This window comes from Streptomyces humi (genome assembly GCF_001005085.2).
GTDB classification, from domain to species: domain Bacteria; phylum Actinomycetota; class Actinomycetes; order Streptomycetales; family Streptomycetaceae; genus Streptomyces; species Streptomyces humi.
The window spans coordinates 91,064-109,896 of record NZ_LBMU02000013.1 but is presented as its reverse complement, the minus strand read 5'-3'; the positions used below and the strand labels follow the sequence as shown (position 1 = coordinate 109,896).

The following is an 18,833-nucleotide window of genomic DNA, read 5'->3' as shown; positions in this document are numbered from 1 at the left end:
CTCGCGCCCTCACCTCGCCGCTCCCGTCAACTCGTCCGTCATGGGCAGGGGTTCGGCCGCCGGGCCGACGCGGCGCCCGCGCCGTCGTACGACGGTCAAGGCGGCCGCCGCCGTCAGCGCGCCCGCGGTGCCCGCCACCGCGCCCCAGGGCACGAAGCGGGCCCGGGTGTTCGCCGTGGCGTGCGCACCGCCCGCCGCGGTCGCCGTCAGCCGGACGTCGACGGCGTCCAGGGCGGGCCGGCCGGGCCAGGGCTCGCTCAGCCCGGTGCGGGTGCCGGGGGCGAGGCGGACCGGGAGGGTGCGCGGCGCACGGTCCACGAGAACCCGGCCGAGGACTCCGTCGGCGTGCACCGCGACCTTCGGTACGAGCACGGTCGTACCGCGGTTGACCAGTTCGTAGGTGATGCGGTCGCCGTGGACGGCGAGGTGTTCGACGGTCAGGGCGGTCAGGGCGGGTCCTCCGACGCGCAGCCGGATGCGGACGGTGCCGGTGCGGCCGTCGGCGTCCCTCGCGACGAGGGTGCCGGTGCGGTCGCCCGGGGCGGCGCCCACCGGGACGGTCACCGTGAAGGGGACGTCGGCGCGCGTGCGGGCGGGCACGCGGACGCTCGGCTCGGCGAGGGTGACGGGGAGGCCGGTGCCCGTCAGCCGTACCGTCACGGGGCGTCCGCCGGGGTTGGTCACCGACACGGTGTCCTGGAGGACGGTTCCCGGGGCGCCCTCGGCGTAGAAGGCCGGCCGGCCACCGCCCGAGGGCACCACCGACCAGCCCTCGGCGGCCAGCGCGTGCGGGGCGGCGGCGACCAGGACGAGGGCGGCGAGCCCGAGCCCCCGGACGGCGGACCGGACGGGCGGCGCGGACCGGACCGGGGGCCAGGGCCTGACGGGCGGCGCGAGCCGGGCCGTCCCGGTGGACCGGGGCGATCCGGTGGACCGGGGTGATCCGGTGGACCGGGGCGAACCGGTGGACCGGGGCGGCCGGGCGGGGCCGGCTGACTTCGCGGGCGGCATGGGCGGCTCCAGCGGTCGGACCCGTCGGGTCAGCGGCGTGCGGTCTGGTTCCGCCGGGTCAGCCAGAGGGTGCCGGCCGCGCCCGCGAGCAGCACGGTGCCGCCGAGGGTGCCGAGCGCGACGAAGGAGTCCTCGGGTCCGGTCTTCGGGAGGGTCCCTCCGGAGTCGGTGCCGGTACCGCCGGACGACGACGAGCCGGAACCCGACGAACCCGAACCGGTCGAACCGCCACCCGACGCCGTCACGTCCAGGGTCAGGGCGGGCCCGGGGCTGTTGGTGGGGTTGCACGTCGTCGTCGTACCGAGCGCCTTGATGGTGAGCGTGCCCGGCGTGAAGGTCACCTTGCCGGACTTCTCCGGCGTGTAGGTGCCGCTCAGGTCATTGATCTTGATGGGCGTGTTGGCGGGGATCGCGGCCTGGTTGGGAGAGCCGGTCACGTTCATGGTCCCGCTGTCGGCACCGCCCAGCTTGATGGTGGCGCTCGGGCTCATCGCGCCCTTGCCGAGTTCGACGGGGCTGGAGGAGACGCCCTTCTGCCAGGACATCGTGATCCTGTAGCCGCTGCCGCTCTTGACGCCCTTGATGTCGATGGGGGAAACGGCGCTCTTGTCGCCGATCGGCGTCTTGCACGCGTAGTTGACGTCGACGACGGTGGCGTGCGCAGCCGGGGCGGCGAGCAGTACCGCCGAGCCGGCCAGCGCGACGGCGGACGCGAGCGCGGCGGTTCGTTTGGGGGACGGCACGACGGTCCACCTCATTCCTGACGGCGTATCAGATGGGCCGTCAAGGTACGCCGGGGCTCATGAGGAGGGAAGAGAAAGGGCGTGGCGGAAGTGTGAGCGCCCCGTGCCGTATCGCGCGGGCGCCGCCGTGCCGTATCGCGCGGGCGCCGCCGTGCCGTGTCGCGCGGGCGCCCCGAGTTGTTACGCGGGCGCCCCGAGTTCGGCCCAGACGGTCTTGCCGGCCGCTCCCGGCGTCCGGACGACCCCCCAGTCCAGACAGAGCCGCTGCACGATGAACATCCCGTGCCCGCCCGGCCGTCCGGCCCGGTGCGGGGTCCGTGGCGCCGGCTGGCCGTTGCCCCGGTCCGACACCTCCACCCGGATCACCTTGTTGTCGCAGGCCAGGAAGAGCTCGTCGGGCCCCTCGGCATGCAGACACGCGTTGGTGACCAGCTCGGACACCACGAGCAGCACGTCCTCCGCGGCGGCCCTGCGGTCGGCGGTGGCGGCCGGTAGCCACCCCCACGCGTACAGCGCCTGGCGGGTGAAGTCGCGGGCGAGCGGCACCACCCCGCTCTCACCTTCCAGGCGCACTCTGCGGACCTGACGACCCCCCGACGAGGTGGGCGGCATGTCGGACGCCGCCGCCTCGGACATCCCGGAAGCGCCGCTGGGCTCCGGGCCGCGGTCGCCCGGCGGGTAAGGCCGGGTGGTGCTCATCAGCGCTTCACCTCACCGTTTCACCGGTTCACGATTCGAAATTCGCGTTGTTGCAGTCTCGTACGTCTGCGCCTGTCCGATCCGCTCAAACCTGGCCGGGTCGGGCATCGGCAGATCCAGAATCACTCCTGCCCGACCGATCCGAGGGAACACCCCCCTGTTCCGGACGGCGGGTCGGAGCTCAGCTTTCGTCGTCGGTCTCGCCGGCCAGAGCCGCCGCCACGGAGTCGTGGACGGTGAACACCGCCTCGGCCCCGGTGATCTCGAACACCCTGGCGACGACCGGCTGCATCGCGGCGAGGTGCACCCCGCCGCCGGCGGCCTCGGCGCGCAGCCTGGTGCCGAGCAGCACGTTGAGCCCGGTGGAGTCGCAGAACTCGAGGCGTGAGCAGTCGACGACAAGGCGTGAGAACCCTTTGTCGAGGAGGTCGTCGAGTGGCTCGCGCAACAGATCGGCGGTGTGGTGATCGAGCTCACCCGCCGGAGTCACCACGGCGCTGGAGCCCTCTTCCCGTACCTCCACCAGAAGCCGGCCCGACTGTGCGCTGCCGACCGTCCCGTGGTCCATTGCCGTCTCTCTCCCGAGGTCGTGACCGCTTTTGCCCCGTCTGACCGATGTCTGACGATGCTCGCCGATGTCCGCCGAACGGCTCGGCGACGCCCTCGAACATTACGCCTTCTCCACGGACTCCGACACCCGAACAACCTCTCCTAACTGGACAAATGGTAATAGAACGGACTTGCGATCGGCTCGACGGAGCGGGTAGGCCTAGTACGGACACGTAACCGACACGGCCGGCTTTGGAGGCGCCGCACACCGCAGTGCACGCACGGCTTCGGCAGCCTTATGCCGAGAACGATGGAGGACACCATGTCACCCCGGCTCGACGCATCGCATACCCGGACGGCGACGTCGACACCCCCACCGGAACAACTGGATGCCATCGAGGGACTGATCGCGGAACTTCCCGAGATCCCCCCGTACGACGAGGTCGACGCGGTCGACGCGCGAGCCCTGTCCAAGACCCTCTTCGAGCGGCTGGAGTCGCTGGAGGAAGGCACCCACGAGTACTCGTACGTACGCAACACGCTCGTCGAACTGAACCTCGCGCTGGTCAAGTTCGCCGCCTCCCGGTTCCGCTCCCGCAGCGAACCCATGGAGGACATCATCCAGGTCGGCACGATCGGCCTGATCAAGGCGATCGACCGCTTCGAACTCTCTCGCGGCGTCGAGTTCCCCACTTTCGCGATGCCTACCATCATCGGCGAGATCAAGCGTTTCTTCCGCGACACGTCGTGGTCGGTACGGGTCCCGCGCCGCCTCCAGGAACTCCGGCTGGACCTCGCCAAGGCGGGTGACGAGCTGGCGCAGAAGCTGGACCGCTCCCCCACGGTCGCGGAACTCGCGGAACGCCTCGGCATCTCGAAGGACGAGGTGGTCGAGGGCATGACGGCCTCCAACGCGTACACCGCCTCCTCCCTGGACGCACAGCCCGACGAGGACGACTCCGAGGGCGCGCTGGCGGACCGGATCGGTTACGAGGACCACGGCCTGGAGGGCGTCGAGTACATCGAGTCCCTCAAGCCGCTGATCGCCGAACTCCCCTCCAGGGACCGCAGGATCCTCTCGCTGCGCTTCGTGGCGGGCCTGACCCAGTCGGAGATCGGCGAGGAACTCGGCATCTCCCAGATGCACGTGTCCCGGCTGCTGTCCCGGACGCTGGTCCAGCTGCGGAAGGCGCTGACGCTGGAGGAGTAGGAGCGGGGGCCGGCCGTTCGGCTGCCGCAGACCGGCCGCCGGTCCCAGCACCTCCGGCTCCATCGGCGCTCCCAGCGCTTCCGGCACTTCTCGCTCTCTCTGCTCTTTCGGCTCTTTCGGCTCTTTCGGCTCTTTCGGCTCTTTCGGCAAAGGTGCCCCACGCTCCTCGCGCACGCTCCAGACTGGCCGGTACGTCAGGAAGGGACGCGGCGCGAAGGGGCGGAGCATGACACCAGGCGACCCTGTTCTCCCGGACGCGCGCCTGACCGAGCTGCTGCGCGCCCCCAGCGCCACCGCGTACCCCGCTCTCCAGGAACTCCGCGCCCGCCACCAGCCCGCGGTCCTCGCGTACGCCCTGCACTGCACGACCGGTGACGCGGCGGCCCGGCGGCTCACCGCCCAGACCCTCACCGGCGCCGCCCGCGACATCGCGCACGGCGCCGAGCCGGTCGTACCCCTGCGCCACCACCTGCTCCTGCTGACCGCGGGGCTGGCGGCCCGGTGGGCGCGCGACGACCGCTCCGCCGCCCTGGACCCCGCCTTCCTGCTGGTCCTGAACTCGTCGGGCGGCACCGAGCCGCCCGCCCCGCCGCTGCTCACGGCGTTCCGGTCCCTTCCGTCCCGCACCCAGGGCCTGCTCTGGTACGGCGTGCTGGACGGGGAGCCGGAAGCCCGGACCGCGGCCCTGCTCGGCCTGACCCCCGAGGACGTCAGGTACGGCGTGCCACCCGCGCTGCACTCCCTGGCCCAGGCCTGCCTCCGCGACCGGCTGGCCGCCAGCGACGACCCGCGCTGCGCGGACTTCCGCCGGCTGATCGAGGAGGCGGTCCGTCCGGAGAACCCCCGCCACAGCGCCGACCTGCACGCGCACATGACCCACTGCGCACACTGCACGGCGGCGTTCGAGGACCTCGGCGCGCTCCGGGACACCCCGCGCGAGGCGCTGGCGGAGGGGCTGCTGCCGTGGGCCGGGACGGCGTACGTACGTCAGCGCGGCGCGCCGGCGCCGGCCGCCGAGCCCCTGCCGGGCCCGCGCACGAGCCGTCGGCCCCCGGCCCGCCGCCGGCTCCTGCTGACCTCGGCCGCCCTGGGCGTGGCCCTCGTACCGCTGCTGCTGCTTCTCCTGGACCGCCCGGCCGCACCCGCCCGGAGTACGGGGACGCCCTCGCCGCCCGCGACTCCACAGGTGACCGTGACGGCGACGGCGACCGTCTCCCCCACCCCCGCACGACGCCCGTCCCGCGGTCCGTCCCCGTCCCGCAGCCCGTCCCCGACCCGGCCCCCGTCACCTTCGGCGTCTCCGTCAGCCTCACCCGCTCCCAGGCCGCCAGGCGCCTCCTACGCGCAGGTCGTGAACGCGGTGACCGGGCGCTGCCTGGACGTCCTCGACGCCGACTTCGACAACGGCACCGACGTCGTCACCGCCGCCTGCTCCGGCGCCGCCTCCCAGCGCTGGCGGGTCGACGCGGACCGCGGGGTCCTGCAATCCGCCGAGGACCCCGGCTTCTGCCTCGACAGCCGGGGGTCGGTCGACAAGGGCGTCGGCATCTGGCAGTGCTCCTCGGTGGACGGCGACCACGGCGACAACCTCCGCTTCACCGTGGACCCGGACGGCGAGATCCGCCCGGCCATCGCCATCGGAACGGCCCTCACCCCGGCCGGCGACGACGCGCTCGCCCTGACCCCGGACGACGAGGCCCCGGCCCAGCACTGGCGGGCGGGGGCCCGCTGACTCAGCCGGCCACCCGCTCACCCCGCCGCCACACCGCGCTGACCAGCGGGACGCCCGGGCGGTAGGCCAGGTGGACGTGGCTCGGGGCGTCCAGGAGGGTCAGGTCGGCGTAGGCGCCGGGGCTCAGGCGGCCGATGTCGTCCCGGCGCAGGGCCGCCGCGCCGCCCGCCGTGGCCGACCAGACCGCCTCGTCGGGGGTCATGCGCATGTCCCGGACGGCCAGGGCGACGCAGAAGGGCACGGAGGAGGTGAACGACGAACCGGGGTTGCAGTCCGTGGAGAGGGCGACGGTCACGCCCGCGTCGAGGAGACGACGGGCGTCCGGCCACTCGGCCCGGGTGGAGAACTCGGCGCCCGGCAGGAGGGTGGCGACCGTGTTGCCGCTCGCCAGCGCGTCGACGTCGGCGTCCGTCAGGTGGGTGCAGTGGTCGGCGCTCGCCGCGTCCAGCTCCACGGCCAGCTGGACACCCGGACCGTAGGAGAGCTGGTTGGCGTGGACGCGCGGGGTGAGGCCCTTCGCCCTGCCCGCGGTGAGGATCGCGCGGGCCTGGTCGCCGTCGAAGGCGCCCTTCTCGCAGAAGACGTCGATCCAGCGGGCGTACGGGGCACAGGCGTCCAGCATCTCGCCGGTGACCAGGGAGACGTACGCGGCCGGGTCGTCGGCGTGGTCCGGGGGGACGATGTGGGCGCCGAGGTAGGTCACCTCGTCGGTGTGGGCGGCGGCGATGCGCAGGGCCCGCGCCTCGTCCTCGACCGTCAGGCCGTAGCCCGACTTCGTCTCGAAGGTGGTGGTGCCCTGGCGGAGGGCCTCGGCGAGGTAGTGGGTCAGGTTGCGTTCCAGTTCCCCGTCCGTGGCGGCGCGGGTGGCCGCGACCGTGGTCCGGATGCCGCCCGCGGTGTAGGAGCGGCCGGACATGCGGGCGTTGAACTCCTGGGTGCGGTCGCCCGCGAAGACCAGGTGCGAGTGGGAGTCCACGAAGCCCGGCAGCACGGCCCGGCCGCCCGCGTCGACCCGGTTGTCAGTGGCGGGTGCTTTGCTGGATTCACCGGTCCACACGACACGGTCGCCGTCGATGACGACGGCCGCGTCATGGATCAGACCGAGAGGGGAGTTGTCGCCGAGGGAGGGGTCGTTGGTGACCAGCGTGGCGATGTCGGTGATGGCGGTGCTGCTGCTCATGGTGTCCTCGTGGGGGGTCGTCAGGCGCGGAGGGCTTCGACGGCGTCCGCGAGCGCTGCCGGCACGTCCGGTACGAGCGTGTGCGCGCCGTCGCGTACGACGTGGCGGCCCGCGACGACCGTGTGCCGGACGTCCGCCGCGGTCGCGGCGAATACGGCCGTCTCGGCGCCCAGTCGGGGCAGCGGCCCCGCTGTCCTGACCGAGTCCAGCGCGATCGTCGTCAGGTCGGCGAGCAGGCCGGTCTCGATGGCGCCGGCGTCGTCCCAGCCGAGGGCGGCATGCCCGTCGGCGGAGGCGGCGCGCAGCAGGGCGGCGGCCGTCCAGTGGCCCCGGGTGCGGGTGCGCAGCCGCTCGTTCAGCTCCATCGCGCGGGCCTCTTCGAGCAGGTCGATGACGGCGTGGCTGTCGGAGCCGAGGGAGAGCGGGGAACCCGCGCGCTGGAGGGCGACGGCGGGTCCGATGCCGTCGGCCAGGTCCCGTTCGGTCGTCGGGCACATGCAGGTGCCGGTCCCGCTGCCGCCGAGCAGCGCGATGTCCTCGTCGGTGAGGTGCGTGTTGTGGACGCCGGTGGTGCGCGGGCCGAGTACGCCGTGGTCGGCGAGCAGCCGGGTGGGGGTGACGCCGTGGGCGGCCAGACAGGCGTCGTTCTCCGCGGTCTGCTCGGACAGGTGCACGTGGAGCGGGGCCCGCCGCTCCTCGGCCCAGCGGGCCACCGTCGCCAACTGGTCGGCGGGCACGGCCCGTACGGAGTGGATCGCCGCTCCGATCCGTGCGTGATCCCGTTCCTTGAGAACTGCACAGCGTTCTGCCCAGGCCTCCGCGCTGCCGTCGGAGAAGCGCAGCTGGTGGGTGTTGGGCGGCTCGCCGCCGGGCCGCTTCGAGAGACCCGAGGAGAGGTAGGCGGTGTCGAGGAGGGTGATCCGGATCCCGGCGTCGGCGGCGGCCGCGATCAGGGCCTCGCCCATGGCGTTGGGGTCGGCGTAGCGGGTGCCGCCGGGGGCGTGGTGGACGTAGTGGAACTCGCCGACGCAGGACACGCCCGCCAGCGCCATCTCGGCGTACACCGCGCGGGCGAGCGCGTGGTAGGTGTCCGGGGTCAGCCGGTCGGCGAAGGAGTACATGAGCTCGCGCCAGGTCCAGAACGTCCCGGAGCCGACCTGGACCGTGCCGCGCAGGGCGCGGTGGAAGGCGTGCGAGTGGGCGTTGGCCAGGCCCGGGAGGGTGAGACCGCGCAGCACCTCGGCGCCGGGCGGCGGCGCGGGCGTCTCCGTCCGCACCGCCGTGATCCGGCCGTCGGCGACCTCCACGGTGACACCTGGCTCGACGTTCGTGTCCAGCCAGGCGTACTCCAACCAGTACGTCGTCCGTGTCGTCACGCGCGGGCCAGCCCTTCCAGTACGTCGGCGAGCGCGCTCACCCCGGCCACGCAGTCGTCCTCGGCCGCGAACTCGGCCGGGGAGTGCGAGACGCCGGTGGGGTTGCGCACGAACAGCATGGCGGTCGGGATGCTCCCCGAGAGGATCCCGGCGTCGTGTCCCGCACCCGTACCCAGGACGGGCACGGTGAGACCGGTGTCCTTGCCCAGGATGCGGCCGAGTTCGTCGCGCAGGGCGTGGTCGAACTCGACGACCGGGGTGAAGGACTCCCGGACGACGTCGAGGTCGATGCCGTGCGCCCGCGCGTACTCCCGGGCCGCCTGCTCGATGCCGCTCACGACGGTGTCGAGGGTGGCCTGGTCGGCGGCGCGGGAGTCGAGCCAGCCGCGCACCTGGGAGGGGATGGCGTTGACGCCGTTCGGCTCGACGGCGATCTTGCCGAAGGTGGCGACGGCACCGGCGAGTTCGGCCTCGCGGCGGGCGGCCAGCACGGTCTCGGCGTACGACAGCATCGGATCGCGCCGGTCCACCAGCCGGGTGGTGCCGGCGTGGTTGGCCTCGCCCCGGAAGTCGAACCGCCAGCGTCCGTGCGGCCAGATCGCGCTGGCGATGCCGACCCGGTCACCGGACAGGTCCAGCGCCCGGCCCTGCTCCACGTGCAGTTCGACGAAGGCACCGATGCGCGCGAGCCGCTCGGGGTCGGCGCCGATGGCGTCGGGGTCGTATCCGGCCGCCTCCATGGCGCGGGGCAGGCTCACCCCGTCCCCGTCGGTCAGCCGGTGCGCCTGCTCGACGGTCAGCTGCCCTGCCGTGAGCCGGGAGCCGACGCAGGCGAGCCCGAACCGGGCGCCCTCCTCGTCACCGAAGTTGACGATGGCGAGGGGCCGACTGAACTCGACCCCCCGTCCGCGGAGTTCGTCCAGGGCGGCGAAGGAGGACACGACACCGAGGGGCCCGTCGAAGGCGCCGCCGTCCGGTACGGAGTCCAGGTGCGACCCGGTGACGACGGCGTCACCGGCCTCCGGGTCCCCGAGCCAGGCCCACTGGTTCCCGTTCCGGTCGACCTCGTACGTCAGCCCGCGCCCCTCGGCCTGCTCCCGGAACCAGGCCCGGCACTCACCATCGGCCCCGCTCCAGGCGAACCGCCGGTAGCCGTGGGACTCGGGATGCCGACCGATGGGCGACAACTCCCGCCACATCTCGTGAAAGGAACCCCCACTCCGCACAGCCCGCACCCCCTCACCACGCACGGGCTGGCGGCCGTCGCCCCGCACAGACTGCTCGCCGTCGCCCGATACAGGCTGCTCGCCGTCCCCCCGCACAGGCTGTTCGCCGTCGGCCCGTGCAGGCTGTTCGCCGTCGGCCCGTGCAGGCTGGCGGCCGTCGCCCCGCACAGACTGTGAGCCGTCGCCCGATACAGGCTGCTCGCCGTCACCCCGCACAGACTGTGAGCCGTCGCCCGATACAGGCTGCTCGCCGTCGCCCCGCACAGGCTGCTCGCCGTCGCCCCGCACAGGCTGTTCGCCGTCGGCCCGTGCGGGCTGTGGGCAGTCGTTCCGCTGGGCGGGACGGGTGGGCACAGCCGAAGCCGCAGGCGGCGACGAGAGCCCGGCCCCCGCCGAAGAGTTGCCGCTCTCCGTCACGCCGACTCACCTTCACGCATCGGCACGCGCACGCCCCGCTCGTCCGCGACCGACTCCGCGATGTCGTACCCGGCGTCCACGTGCCTGATCACGCCCATGCCCGGGTCGTTCGTCAGCACCCGGCGGATCTTCTCGCCGGCCAGCTTCGTGCCGTCGGCGACCGTCACCTGCCCGGCGTGGATGGAGCGGCCCATGCCGACCCCGCCGCCGTGGTGGATGGAGACCCAGGACGCGCCCGAGGCCACGTTCACCATCGCGTTCAGCAGCGGCCAGTCGGCGATCGCGTCGGAGCCGTCCAGCATCGCCTCGGTCTCCCGGTAGGGGGAGGCGACGGAGCCGCAGTCGAGGTGGTCGCGGCCGATCGCCAGCGGTGCCGCCAGCTCACCGCTCGCCACCATGTCGTTGAAGCGCTCGCCGGCCTTGTCCCGCTCGCCGTAGCCGAGCCAGCAGATACGCGCGGGCAGGCCCTGGAAGTGGACCCGCTCACCGGCCAGCTTGATCCAGCGGGCGAGGGACTCGTTCTCCGGGAAGAGGTCGAGGATCGCCTTGTCGGTCCTGGCGATGTCGGCGGGGTCGCCGGACAGGGCCGCCCAGCGGAAGGGGCCCTTGCCCTCGCAGAACAGCGGGCGGATGTAGGCGGGGACGAAGCCGGGGAAGGCGAACGCCCGCTCGTAGCCCGCGAGCTGCGCCTCGCCGCGGATCGAGTTGCCGTAGTCGAAGACCTCGGCGCCGGCGTCCATGAAGCCGACCATGGCCTCGACGTGCTTCGCCATGGACTCACGGGCACGGGTGGTGAAGCCGGCCGGGTCCTTGGCCGCGGCGTCGGCCATGTCCTCGAAGGCCACGCCCACCGGCAGGTACGACAGCGGGTCGTGCGCGGAGGTCTGGTCGGTGACGATGTCGACGGGGGCGCCCTCGGCGAGCATCCGCGGCAGCAGTTCGGCGGCGTTGCCGAGCAGGCCGATGGAGAGCGGGCGGCGGGCGTCCCGAGCCTCGGTGGCCAGCTGGAGGGCGTGCTCCAGGCTGTCGGCCCTGACGTCGAGGTAGCGGTGCTCGATACGGCGTTCGATCGCGCGGGGGTCGCAGTCGATACAGATGGCGACGCCGTCGTTCATGGTGACCGCGAGGGGCTGGGCGCCGCCCATGCCGCCGAGGCCGGCCGTCAGCGTGATCGTCCCGGCGAGGGTGCCGTTGAACTTCTTCGCGGCGACGGCGGCGAAGGTCTCGTAGGTGCCCTGGAGGATGCCCTGGGTGCCGATGTAGATCCAGGAGCCGGCGGTCATCTGGCCGTACATGGTGAGGCCGAGGGCCTCCAGGCGGCGGAACTCCTCCCAGTTGGCCCAGTCGCCGACCAGGTTGGAGTTGGCGATGAGGACGCGCGGGGCCCACTCGTGGGTCTGCATGACACCGACCGGGCGGCCGGACTGGACCAGCATGGTCTCGTCCTGCTTGAGGGTCCGCAGCGTACGCACCATCGCGTCGAAGGAGCGCCAGTCGCGGGCGGCCTTGCCGGTGCCGCCGTAGACGACGAGCTTGTCGGGGTGCTCGGCCACCTCGGGGTCGAGGTTGTTCTGGAGCATCCGCAGGGCGGCTTCCTGCTGCCATCCCAGGGCGCTCAGTTCCGTACCGCGCGGCGCTCGTACGGGGCGGGGTCCTGACATGGTCTGCCTCCCAGCGGATCAGTCCTCGTTGTTCCTGCGGTTATTCACATCCTGACTTCCTGAATAGAACTAGTCAATACATCGGTCCGCCAGCGCGGCCCTACGGGGGATGTTTGGCTGGACTTATGGGCCTTAAGGGTGTGGACAACGACATGTCGGGGGACGTCGTGGCGGACACGGACACGGACACGGAAACGCAAACGGAAGCGGAAGCGGACGGGAACGGCGGCGGGTCCGGTGGCGAGGGCGACGGCGGGCGGGTGGCGCGGCGGGACGACGCCGTGCGGGCGGCGGTCGAGCAGGGCCTGCTGGGGCCGGACGCGCCGATCGTGGGTCTGCTGGACGTGACGGGCATCCGGGCGTCGGCGACGGCGCTGCGCCGGGCGTTCGCCGCGGTGGCGGCGCCGGACACGCCGGTGCTGCACGCCTTCGCCGTGAAGGCGAACCCGCTGGTGCCGGTGGTGCGGCTGCTGGCCGGGGAGGGCCTGGGCGCCGAGGTGGCCAGCGCGGGCGAGCTGGCGCTGGCGCGGGCGGCCGGGGTCCCGGTGGAGCGGACCGTGTTCGACGCGCCCGCGAAGACCCGGGCGGAGCTGCGCGAGGCGCTGGCACTGGGCGTCGCGGTCAACGCGGACAGCCCGCAGGAGCTGGCCAGGATCGACGCGCTGCGGGAGGCCGGCGGTGGCGTCACCCGCTCGCCGCTCGGCATCCGGGTCAACCCGCAGATCGGCCCGGGGACCATCGGGGCCACCTCCACCGCCACCGCGACCTCGAAGTTCGGGGTGGGGCTGCGGGACGAGGGGGGCCGGGAGTGGGTCGTACGGGCGTTCGCGGAGCGGCCGTGGCTGACGCGGCTGCACGCGCACATCGGCTCGCAGGGGATCCCGTTGTCGCTGCTGGCCCGAGGGGTGGCGGAGACGTACGGGCTGGCCGAGGAGATCAACGCGCGCGTCGGGCGGCGGCAGATCGACACCCTCGACATCGGGGGCGGGCTGTCGGTCGCCTTCGCCTCGGAGGCCGCCGAGCCGACGTACGCGCAGTACGCGCGGCTGCTCGCGGAGGTGGTGCCGGGGCTGTTCGACGGGCGGTACGGACTGGTGACCGAGTTCGGGCGCTCGCTGCTGGCCCGGCACGGCACCGTACTGGCCCGGGTGGAGTACGCCAAGAGCTCCGGCGGACGGCGGATCGCGGTGACGCACGCGGGGGTCCAGGTGGCACCGCGGACGGTGTACGTGCCGGCCGCGTGGCCGCTCAGGATCGCCGCCTACGACGGCAAGGGGCGGCCGAAGGAGGGGGCGCCGGTGGTGCAGGACGTGGCGGGGCCGGCCTGTTTCTCCGGCGACCTGCTCGCCGAGGGGCGTGCGCTGCCCCCGCTGGAGCAGGGGGACCTCGCGGCGGCCCTGGACACCGGGGCGTACTACTTCGGCAGTCACTACTCCTACAACTCCCTTGCCAGGCCCGGGATTTACGGCTTCGTGCCGGACGGCGCCGGAGGCGTGGCGTTCGCCGTCGCACGGGAGCCGCAGTCGGTCGCGGAGATCGTGGCCGAATCCGGAGGGGCGCACGCCGACGCGCTCACCACCCTGCGTGCAACCGGAAGCCGTTGAGGCACCTCGGACACAGGGATCAACTGGTGCGAAAAGCAGCTCAGTTGACCAACACTAGCCTGCCGGACGCATGTTCCACTGGAAAATGCCAAACGGCTCACCCCTCCCGCACACGTTGCGTAGTGTCTGCGTCACTCAACCGGAGTCCCAGGCGGCGGGAGGGGAGCCACGGTGCCCGGAATCGACGAGTGCTTACTGGAAGCGATGCGTCTGCCCGGTGCGCGGGGTGCGGCGTTGGTCGACTGGACCAGCGGACTGGCCCTGGGCACGGTCGGGGAGGCGCCCGGCGGTGACCACGAGACCACCGCGGCGGAGGCGGCCGAACTGGCCCGGCTGGCCGCCGAGCACGGGGCGTTCAGCACGGAGGACGACACCGAGGTGAGCCCTCCGGTGGAGGACCTGATCGTCAGCAACCGGGACAGCTACCACCTGCTGCGGTTCGTGGTCACGTCCTTCGACGCCACGGTCTTCCTGCATCTGTGGCTGACCCGCGAGGACGGCAATCTGGCCCTCGCCCGGATCCGGCTCGGCGAGATGGCCGAGCGGCTGGTGCTGGGATGACCGTGGTCGAGACACCTCCGCCGCTGCCCGTCCGGGACCGGGCGGCCGCCCACGACCGGACGGCCGGCGCGCTCTCACCGATGCTGGTACGCCTCGCCGAGGAGCGGGCCACCGGTGTCCTGGTCCGCGAGCACGGCAGCCTGCACCTGGCCGAGGGCCGCGTGGTGCACGCCGAGAGCCCTCTCGCCCCCGGCCTCGACGTGCTCCTCACGGCCCACGGCACGCTCGACGCGGCGGCCTGGCCCTGGACCGAGGACATGGCGGCCGCCACCCACCGGCTGTTCACCGCCGGGCTGCTGCCCAGGGGCGCCCTGGAGGTGTGCCGGCTCGGCGCGCTGTACGACGCCGGGTACTTCGCGCTCGCCCCCAGCAGCACCCCGGGCCGGTTCCGGTACGGCACCCCGGCCGCCGCGAGCCCGCTGCGGGCCGTGCCGGTCACCGCCCTGGAACGCGAGACCCTGCGCCGCCGCGAGCTGCTGCACCGCGTCTGGCCCGACCCCACCACCGACGGCGCCCCGCTGATCCGGGCCGACCCGGTCGCGCCACCGCCGGTCACACCCCGCCAGCGGGCCGTCCTGAACCGGGCGGACGGCGTCCGCACGGCCGCGGAGATCGCCCGGGAACTGGGCCGGCCGGCCTTCCACACGCTGGTCGACGTACGCCGGCTGGCGGCGGCCGGGCTCATCGTCCCGGGGCGCACCACGGCCCCCGCACCGCCCCTGCTCCCGCCCGTGACCGACCCCGACATCGCGCTGCTGAAGAGGCTCAGGGATGCGCTGGAGGCCCTTTGAACGGCACCGCCCCGCCGAGAGGAGACAGCTGATGGCGGCAGAATCCGGCAGCTCCGACAGAGAGGCCGTCCTCGACGAACTGCGCCGGTTACGCACCCGGATGCCGCAGTTCACCGGCGCCCTGGCGGCCGGGGTCGACGGCCTCGTCGTCGCCCACGACTGTCCCGGCGTCGATCCGGAGGGCCTGGCCGCCCTGACCGCGGCCGAGCTCGGGGTCGCCGTACGGGTCGCCGACGCCACCGGCAAGGGCGAGCTCAGGGAGCTGCTGGTGCGCGGCGAGGACGGCTATGTCGCCACCTACGCCGCCGGCCGCAGCGCCGTGCTCACCCTGCTCGCCGAGGACCGGGTCAACGTGGGCCGGCTGCATCTGGAGGGCCGCCGCGCCGCCGCCCGGATCGGGGAACTGGTCGACGCCGCCGAGGCCGCCGCCAAGGCCCTGCGACCGGCCCGCGCCACCACCACACGGACCAGAACCACGCGCACGCCACGGACCAGCACCACCACCGACGCGCGCACCGCAACCGACAGTTGAAAGGAACCAGAAAGTCATGGCCAACACCGAAACCGCGCTGAAAGAGTGCCTGACCTCCATCGAGGGCGCCACCGGCGTCGCGCTCGTCGACTACACCAGCGGGATGGCGCTCGGCACGATGGGCGGCAGCAAGACCTTCGACCTGAACGTGGCCGCCGCCGGCAACACCGACGTGATCCGCGCCAAGATGCGCACCATGGAGCACCTCGGCCTCAAGGGCGAGATCGAGGACATCCTGATCACGCTCTCCAACGCGTACCACCTGATCCGCCTGCTCAAGGGCCGCGGCGGCAACGGTCTCTTCCTCTACCTGGTGCTCGACGCCTCCCGCGCCAACCTGGCGATGGCCCGGCACCAGCTGAAGAGGATCGAGGAGGACCTGGAGGTCTGACCGGGCCTCAGACCAGCGCCGCGGTGCGGCGGCGGGCCCCGCCCGGGGACGCGTCGCCCGCCGCGATGCCGGTACCGCGGTACGCCTTGACGGCCTTGCCGGCCGGACGGCCGCCGCGCTTGCCGAGCCAGTCGACCCGCACCCACATCAGCTGGTCCGCGGCCCTCTCCCGGCGCCCCAGCCAGGCCGCCTTCAGGCGCAGCCCGGTACCGGCGCCGGCCAGCAGCAGGCCGCCCGCCGCGGGCACCGCGAAGGAGCTGCCGAGGGCGACGGCGAAAGCCAGCAGCAGCCACCAGCGGTGGCCCCGGCGCCAGTTGCGCACGGTCACGGCCCGGTCCTGGAGGACGTCGTGCTTGCCGGCCCGGGCGGCGCCGCGCACCAGCACGGTGTACCGCCTGCGGCGGACGTAGGCCACGACGGCGGCGCCGACGAGGAACAGCGCGGCCCCGGCCAGCACGCCGATCCGCCGCCCGGTGACGCCAGGGGGCAGCACGCCGACGCCCGCCGCGAAGACCCCCGCCCACCACAGGGGCGCGGCCCCGGCCCGTACCACCACGGCCACCCGCGCCAGTCCCTGTCCGCCGCGCCCTTCCCGTCCCGCACGCGCCATGTCCGCTGCCTCCTCGCAGGTGCCGTTCCGTCCGTAGGGCGGGACGCTAACGACCGAACGTGAGACGAGCCTTAGAGAACCGTCCGACGGCGGTTCACTCCACGAACAGGCCCCGTACCGCCGCCCGCGCGTCGAACTCCTCCAGGCGGGCCTGCGCGCCCGGCAGGTCGTCGCACATGGCCTCCAGGAGCACCCGGCCGAGCAGCATCGGCGCGCAGGCCGTGTCGAAGGCGAGCCCGGTGCCGACGGCGGCCGGCAGCAGCAGGTCGGAGACCTTGGCCACGGGCGCGAAGGCGGAGTCGGCGACGGTGACGACGGTCAGCCCGGCCTCCTTGGCGTAGCCGAGGGTGTCCACGACCTCGCGGGGGTGCCGGGGCAGCGCGAAGCAGAGCAGGGTGGAGGCACCGGCGAGGACGGCCGCGTCGATGCGGTCGTGGATCATCGTGCCGCCCTCGTTGAGCAGCCGGACGTCCGGGTGGACCTTGGCGGCGAAGTAGGCGAAGCCGTACGCCTGGGAGGCGGCGGCGCGCAGCCCGAGCACCGGCAGCGGCCTGGAGGCGGCCAGCAGCCGCCCCGCCTGCTGCACGGGACGGGGGTCGGCGAGCACCTCGGCGAGGTGCCGGAGGTTCTCGATCTCGGCCTCGACGGCTTCCTGGTACTCGTTGTACGAACCGTTGCCGGCCGTCTGCTCGGCGGGCACCACCTCGCGCAGGTGCCTGCGCAGCGCCGGGTAGCCGTCGAAGCCCAGGGCGACCGCGAACCGGGTCACGGAGGGCTGGCTGACCCCGGCCAGTTCGGCCAGCTCCACGCTGGACAGGAAGGGCACGTCGGCGGCGCGCCGCACCATGCTGTGCGCGATGCGCCGCTGGGTCGGCGTGAGCCGGTGCCCCTCGAAGAGCGCCTGCAACCGTGTCGCAGGGCTGTCGGTCACGCTCATGACGTGCTCCCCCTCCAGATGTCCGTGAACCGGTCGAGCAGCCCGGCCGCCGCGGTGACGTCGTCGGTGAGCGGCCGGTCGGCCGGGTCCGCCTCCAGCGCCGCCTCGGCGAGCTCCAGCGCCAGACCCGCCCCGAGCCCGGGTTCGGGGCTCAGGTCGCGCTGGCGCAGCGCCCGTACGGCGGCGACGAGTTCGCAGCCGACCACCAGACGGTACGCACGGCAGGCGCGCAGCGTTTGACGGGCGGCGAGCGAGGCGAAACTGGCCTGCTCCTCGACGCCTCGGGAGAGTACAGCGTGCCCGAGGGAGGCGGGCGCGGAGAAGGCGCGCAGGTCGCCGAGGGCGGCGCCGGCGGCGTACTCCAGGATCATCACGCCGGAGGAGGCGGGCTCCTGGTCGGCGAGGAAGGGGCGCAGCCGGGTGTAGGCGGGCTCGTTGAGGGTGGACAGGCGGGACGTGGACAGCCGGGCGACCTGGGTGACGGCGAGCCGGAAGTGGTCCAGGGCGAGGGCGAGCTGGGCCTGGTAGAAGCCGCCGTGGTGGTAGGCGGCGAGGTCCTCGACCGAGATGAGGGGGTTCTCGGCGGCGGCGTTGATCTCGATCGCGAGCACCTGTTCCAGGGCGTCGGCCGCGTCGAGGGCGGGGCCGTGGATCTGGGGCAGGCAGCGGAAGCCGTACGGGTCCTGGATCCGGCCGAGCGGCGGGGTGGGCCGGTCGGCGGCGCCGATCAGTTCCCGCATCCGGCGGGCGACCTCGGCGCTGCCCCGGTGCGGGCGGGCCGCGTGCACGGGGGCCGCGTACGCCTCGTGGGAGCCGTCGACGGCGAGCAGGGACAGGGCCGCCACCACCTGGGTGGCCTCGATCAGGCCGCGCAGTTCGCGCAGGGCGAGCGCGGACTGGCCGAGGGTGAGGGCGTTGCTGCTGATCAGGGCGAGGGCGTCGTTGTTGTCGAGGGGCTGCGGCTCGGGTGGCGTCGCGCCCCGCCAGGGGTGCTCCCCCGCCAGGGCGAGGCCCATCTGCGCGAGCGCCGCGATGTCGCCGGTGCCGACCGACCCGAACTCGTTGACGACCGGATGCGCGCCGGACTCCAGTGCCTCGCACAGGGCGGTGATGACGCTGGGCCGCAGCCCGGCGCCGCCCGCCAGCAGCTGGTTGGCGCGGACCGCGAGCATCGCGCGTACCTGCCGGGCGGGCAGCTCGTCGCCGATGGCGCCGGCGTGGCTGCGCAGCAGCCGCAGGCCGTGACCGGCGGCCGCCTCGGTGGGGACGTCCTCGTTCCGGTTGGCGCCGACGCCGGTGGAACGGCCGTAGACGCGGCCGGTCGCGGCGATCTGCCGGGCCGCGTCCCAGGACTCCTCGGCACGGCGCATCGCGTCCGTGCCGGGGACCGGCCGGGCGGTGCCGTCGGCGAGGCGTACGACGTCGTCGACCCCCATGCCGATGCCGTCGAGGACCACCAGACCGGAATGAGCAGTTCCGATCGCGTCCACGATATGAGACGACATCACGCCCAAACTCCCCTCAACCCGGACATTGGATCTTGCCCCTCGGTCATCTGTTACGGCGGATTAACGCCAGACCGTTGACAAGCTATTCACACACC

The 18,833-nt window shown here is 73.4% G+C and carries 19 protein-coding genes; 8 read left to right on the top strand and 11 right to left on the bottom strand.

Going from position 1 to position 18,833, the window contains the following annotated elements; genetic code table 11:
- Window positions 1–9 precede the first annotated feature (9 nt).
- The 4 genes from AAW13_RS04455 to AAW13_RS04440 all read right to left on the bottom strand — a co-directional run bounded on the left by AAW13_RS04455 (window position 10) and on the right by AAW13_RS04440 (window position 3,021).
- Window positions 10–1,011: a COG1470 family protein gene (locus AAW13_RS04455; protein WP_240528531.1), complete on the bottom strand. Its 1,002-nt coding sequence runs from the start codon at window positions 1,009–1,011 to the stop codon at window positions 10–12.
- A gap of 29 nt (window positions 1,012–1,040) precedes the next feature.
- On the bottom strand, window positions 1,041–1,769 hold the full coding sequence (locus AAW13_RS04450) for an LPXTG cell wall anchor domain-containing protein (protein WP_046730318.1): 729 nt from the start codon (window positions 1,767–1,769) through the stop codon (window positions 1,041–1,043).
- A gap of 165 nt (window positions 1,770–1,934) precedes the next feature.
- The gene (locus AAW13_RS04445; protein WP_046730319.1) at window positions 1,935–2,453 is read right to left on the bottom strand and encodes an ATP-binding protein; all 519 of its coding nucleotides are present in this window, start codon (window positions 2,451–2,453) and stop codon (window positions 1,935–1,937) included.
- Between the two features lie 181 nt (window positions 2,454–2,634).
- Window positions 2,635–3,021, bottom strand: a complete 387-nt coding sequence (locus tag AAW13_RS04440; RefSeq protein WP_046730320.1) for an STAS domain-containing protein — start codon at window positions 3,019–3,021, stop codon at window positions 2,635–2,637.
- A 303-nt stretch (window positions 3,022–3,324) separates the two neighbouring features.
- Between AAW13_RS04440 and AAW13_RS04435 the strand changes: the two genes are divergently transcribed.
- Window positions 3,325–4,212 (top strand): RNA polymerase sigma factor SigF, encoded by an 888-nt coding sequence (locus AAW13_RS04435; RefSeq protein ID WP_046730321.1) that lies wholly within the window; start codon window positions 3,325–3,327, stop codon window positions 4,210–4,212.
- A 226-nt stretch (window positions 4,213–4,438) separates the two neighbouring features.
- On the top strand, window positions 4,439–5,944 hold the full coding sequence (locus tag AAW13_RS04430; RefSeq protein ID WP_046730322.1) for an RICIN domain-containing protein: 1,506 nt from the start codon (window positions 4,439–4,441) through the stop codon (window positions 5,942–5,944).
- A 1-nt stretch (window position 5,945) separates the two neighbouring features.
- On the opposite strand, the gene hutI is transcribed toward AAW13_RS04430, so the two are convergent.
- From hutI to AAW13_RS04415, 3 genes are read right to left on the bottom strand one after another with little or no spacing between them, the layout of a single operon-like run.
- Window positions 5,946–7,124 carry an imidazolonepropionase gene (gene hutI / locus AAW13_RS04425; protein ID WP_046730323.1) on the bottom strand — a complete coding sequence of 393 codons (1,179 nt, stop codon included), beginning with the start codon at window positions 7,122–7,124 and terminating at the stop codon, window positions 5,946–5,948.
- A 20-nt stretch (window positions 7,125–7,144) separates the two neighbouring features.
- The gene (locus tag AAW13_RS04420) at window positions 7,145–8,500 is read right to left on the bottom strand and encodes a formimidoylglutamate deiminase (RefSeq protein WP_046730324.1); all 1,356 of its coding nucleotides are present in this window, start codon (window positions 8,498–8,500) and stop codon (window positions 7,145–7,147) included.
- Entirely contained in the window at window positions 8,497–9,699 is a 1,203-nt protein-coding gene (locus AAW13_RS04415) for an allantoate amidohydrolase (RefSeq protein ID WP_206306147.1), read from the bottom strand. Before AAW13_RS04415 ends, AAW13_RS04420 begins: the two co-directional genes overlap by 4 nt.
- Before the next feature lie 3 nt (window positions 9,700–9,702).
- Between AAW13_RS04415 and AAW13_RS45755 the strand changes: the two genes are divergently transcribed.
- Complete coding sequence (locus tag AAW13_RS45755; RefSeq protein WP_167391677.1) at window positions 9,703–9,903, top strand: hypothetical protein; 201 nt, start codon at window positions 9,703–9,705, stop codon at window positions 9,901–9,903.
- 236 nt (window positions 9,904–10,139) lie between these two features.
- On the opposite strand, the gene hutU is transcribed toward AAW13_RS45755, so the two are convergent.
- The gene (hutU, locus tag AAW13_RS04410; RefSeq protein WP_046731665.1) at window positions 10,140–11,804 is read right to left on the bottom strand and encodes a urocanate hydratase; all 1,665 of its coding nucleotides are present in this window, start codon (window positions 11,802–11,804) and stop codon (window positions 10,140–10,142) included.
- 152 nt (window positions 11,805–11,956) lie between these two features.
- Between hutU and AAW13_RS04405 the strand changes: the two genes are divergently transcribed.
- The 5 genes from AAW13_RS04405 (at window position 11,957) to AAW13_RS04385 (ending at window position 15,683) form a co-directional block, all read left to right on the top strand.
- Window positions 11,957–13,408, top strand: coding sequence for a type III PLP-dependent enzyme domain-containing protein (locus AAW13_RS04405; protein ID WP_079178708.1), 1,452 nt, complete (start codon window positions 11,957–11,959; stop codon window positions 13,406–13,408).
- 171 nt (window positions 13,409–13,579) lie between these two features.
- The gene (locus AAW13_RS04400) at window positions 13,580–13,969 is read left to right on the top strand and encodes a hypothetical protein (protein ID WP_046731666.1); all 390 of its coding nucleotides are present in this window, start codon (window positions 13,580–13,582) and stop codon (window positions 13,967–13,969) included.
- Window positions 13,966–14,760, top strand: a complete 795-nt coding sequence (locus AAW13_RS04395; protein WP_046731667.1) for a hypothetical protein — start codon at window positions 13,966–13,968, stop codon at window positions 14,758–14,760. The genes AAW13_RS04400 and AAW13_RS04395 overlap by 4 nt, the downstream gene beginning before the upstream one ends.
- A 31-nt stretch (window positions 14,761–14,791) precedes the next feature.
- Window positions 14,792–15,292, top strand: a complete 501-nt coding sequence (locus AAW13_RS04390; protein WP_046731668.1) for a roadblock/LC7 domain-containing protein — start codon at window positions 14,792–14,794, stop codon at window positions 15,290–15,292.
- Between the two features lie 16 nt (window positions 15,293–15,308).
- Window positions 15,309–15,683, top strand: coding sequence for a roadblock/LC7 domain-containing protein (locus tag AAW13_RS04385; RefSeq protein WP_046731669.1), 375 nt, complete (start codon window positions 15,309–15,311; stop codon window positions 15,681–15,683).
- Window positions 15,684–15,690: 7 nt separating this feature from the next.
- Here AAW13_RS04385 and AAW13_RS04380 read toward each other — a convergent pair whose 3' ends face one another.
- The 3 genes from AAW13_RS04380 to AAW13_RS04370 form a co-directional block, all read right to left on the bottom strand.
- Window positions 15,691–16,293 (bottom strand): hypothetical protein, encoded by a 603-nt coding sequence (locus tag AAW13_RS04380; protein ID WP_046731670.1) that lies wholly within the window; start codon window positions 16,291–16,293, stop codon window positions 15,691–15,693.
- A 94-nt stretch (window positions 16,294–16,387) separates the two neighbouring features.
- Window positions 16,388–17,230: a MurR/RpiR family transcriptional regulator gene (locus AAW13_RS04375; protein ID WP_046731671.1), complete on the bottom strand. Its 843-nt coding sequence runs from the start codon at window positions 17,228–17,230 to the stop codon at window positions 16,388–16,390.
- Window positions 17,227–18,735, bottom strand: a complete 1,509-nt coding sequence (locus tag AAW13_RS04370; RefSeq protein ID WP_046731672.1) for an aromatic amino acid ammonia-lyase — start codon at window positions 18,733–18,735, stop codon at window positions 17,227–17,229. The genes AAW13_RS04375 and AAW13_RS04370 overlap by 4 nt, the downstream gene beginning before the upstream one ends.
- Window positions 18,736–18,833: the final 98 nt, after the last annotated feature.

Excerpts from the sequence above, each read along its gene's own strand:
- AAW13_RS04455 (WP_240528531.1), bottom strand. The coding sequence starts at position 1,011 with ATGCCGCCCGCGAAGTCAGCCGGCCCCGCCCGGCCGCCCCGGTCCACC.
- AAW13_RS04450 (WP_046730318.1), bottom strand. The coding sequence starts at position 1,769 with ATGAGGTGGACCGTCGTGCCGTCCCCCAAACGAACCGCCGCGCTCGCG.
- AAW13_RS04445 (WP_046730319.1), bottom strand. The coding sequence starts at position 2,453 with ATGAGCACCACCCGGCCTTACCCGCCGGGCGACCGCGGCCCGGAGCCC.
- AAW13_RS04440 (WP_046730320.1), bottom strand. The coding sequence starts at position 3,021 with ATGGACCACGGGACGGTCGGCAGCGCACAGTCGGGCCGGCTTCTGGTG.
- AAW13_RS04435 (WP_046730321.1), top strand. The coding sequence starts at position 3,325 with ATGTCACCCCGGCTCGACGCATCGCATACCCGGACGGCGACGTCGACA.
- AAW13_RS04430 (WP_046730322.1), top strand. The coding sequence starts at position 4,439 with ATGACACCAGGCGACCCTGTTCTCCCGGACGCGCGCCTGACCGAGCTG.
- hutI (WP_046730323.1), bottom strand. The coding sequence starts at position 7,124 with ATGAGCAGCAGCACCGCCATCACCGACATCGCCACGCTGGTCACCAAC.
- AAW13_RS04415 (WP_206306147.1), bottom strand. The coding sequence starts at position 9,699 with ATGTGGCGGGAGTTGTCGCCCATCGGTCGGCATCCCGAGTCCCACGGC.
- hutU (WP_046731665.1), bottom strand. The coding sequence starts at position 11,804 with ATGTCAGGACCCCGCCCCGTACGAGCGCCGCGCGGTACGGAACTGAGC.
- AAW13_RS04405 (WP_079178708.1), top strand. The coding sequence starts at position 11,957 with ATGTCGGGGGACGTCGTGGCGGACACGGACACGGACACGGAAACGCAA.
- AAW13_RS04395 (WP_046731667.1), top strand. The coding sequence starts at position 13,966 with ATGACCGTGGTCGAGACACCTCCGCCGCTGCCCGTCCGGGACCGGGCG.
- AAW13_RS04390 (WP_046731668.1), top strand. The coding sequence starts at position 14,792 with ATGGCGGCAGAATCCGGCAGCTCCGACAGAGAGGCCGTCCTCGACGAA.
- AAW13_RS04385 (WP_046731669.1), top strand. The coding sequence starts at position 15,309 with ATGGCCAACACCGAAACCGCGCTGAAAGAGTGCCTGACCTCCATCGAG.
- AAW13_RS04380 (WP_046731670.1), bottom strand. The coding sequence starts at position 16,293 with ATGGCGCGTGCGGGACGGGAAGGGCGCGGCGGACAGGGACTGGCGCGG.
- AAW13_RS04375 (WP_046731671.1), bottom strand. The coding sequence starts at position 17,230 with ATGAGCGTGACCGACAGCCCTGCGACACGGTTGCAGGCGCTCTTCGAG.
- AAW13_RS04370 (WP_046731672.1), bottom strand. The coding sequence starts at position 18,735 with ATGTCGTCTCATATCGTGGACGCGATCGGAACTGCTCATTCCGGTCTG.